This is a genomic window from Kitasatospora sp. NPDC052896 (assembly GCF_044547075.1).
Lineage (GTDB): Bacteria > Actinomycetota > Actinomycetes > Streptomycetales > Streptomycetaceae > Kitasatospora.
In genome coordinates, this window is the sequence record NZ_JBITZU010000075.1 from 1 (window position 1) to 1,511 (window position 1,511).

A 1,511-nucleotide genomic window follows, 5' to 3' on the forward strand; every position below is an offset into this window, starting at 1 on the left:
GGCGGTTGAGGGTCGTCGTACGAAGCGGTTGGCGGTGTCGCACGCGTTCCATTCGCCGTTGATGGAGCCGATGCTGGCGGAGTTCCGCGCGGTGGTCGAGCGTGTCACCTTCGGCGTTCCGACGCTGCCGATCGTCTCCACGTTGACCGGACGGCCGGTCGCCGAGGGCGAGTTGGGGGATCCGGAGTACTGGGTGCGTCATGTTCGCCACGCCGTCCGGTTCGCCGACGCGGTGCAGGCGTTGGCGGCCGAGGGCGTGACGGCGTTCCTGGAGGTCGGCCCCGGTGGTCTGACCGCGATGGCCCAGGAGACGCTGGCCGACTCCGGTGCCGTCACTGTTCCGGCCCTGCGCGCCGACCGTCCGGAGGACGTGGCCTTCACCACCGCCCTGGCCCAGCTGCACGCGCACGGCGTCGCCCTCGACTGGGAGGCGGTGTTCGCGGGCCGTGGTGCCCGGCGCGTCGACCTGCCCACCTACGCCTTCCAGCGCCGGCACTACTGGCTGGACGCGCCTGCGGCTCCCGGCGATGTGACCTCCGCCGGCCTGGTGTCCGCGGAGCACGCCCTGCTGGGTGCGGCAGCGAGTCTGCCCGATGGCGGCGTGCTGCTGACCGGCCGGCTGTCGCTTGCCACGCACGCCTGGCTGGCGGACCATGCGGTGTCCGGCGTGACCCTGCTGCCTGGTACGGCCTTCCTGGAGATGGCGGTACGGGCCGGGGACGAAACCGGCTGCGGCCAGGTGGAGGAACTGACCCTCGCCGCGCCGCTGGTGCTCCCCGAGCAGGGAGCGGTGCAGATCCGGGTGACTGTCGGCGCTGCCGGCGCGGCGGCGCGGCGCACGCTGGAGATCCACTCGCGCGCCGAGGACAGCTCGGGGCCGGATGCCCCGTGGACGTGCCACGCCACTGGTGTCCTGTCGGAGGCCGGACACGTGGCATCGCTCGACACCGCCAACCCGGCCGTCTGGCCGCCCGCCGGTGCGACCGCTGTGGACGTCGACGGATGCTACGAGCGGCTCGCGGAGGCCGGCTTCGGCTACGGACCGGTCTTCCGAGGCCTGCGTGGCGTGTGGCGGCACGGCGCGGAGCTCCTCGCCGAGGTTGCGCTGCCCGAGGACGTCTCGGTGGCCGGCTTCGCCTTGCATCCGGCCCTGCTCGACTCGGCCCTGCACGCCATGGGCCTGGATGGGTTCCTCGCCGACGGCCACGAGGGGCGGCTGCCGTTCTCGTGGAGTGGGGTGAGTGTGTCGGCCGCGGGTGCGGCCGCGCTGCGGGTGCGTTTGGTGCCGGTCGGCACGGACTCCGTCTCGCTGTCGGTCGCGGACGAGGTGGGTCGTCCGGTGGCCTCGGTGGACACCCTGGTCCTGCGGTCGGTGGCGGGCGATCGGCTCGCGGCGGCTCGCCCGGCGGACGGTGGCTCGTTGTATCGGGTGGAGTGGGTGCCGCGGTCGGTGTTGGTTGGTGGTGTGGAGGTGGTGGTTTGTGAGGGTTTGGCGGGTGTGGGTGTTGGTG

1 protein-coding gene is annotated in these 1,511 nt (G+C 73.0%); it reads left to right on the forward strand.

Annotated features, from left to right (window positions below; genetic code table 11):
* Nucleotides 1–61: 61 nt before the first annotated feature.
* Nucleotides 62–1,511 (forward strand): polyketide synthase dehydratase domain-containing protein (locus ACIGXM_RS37370; protein ID WP_396568581.1); only part of this gene is annotated, 1,450 nt, incomplete at its 3' end.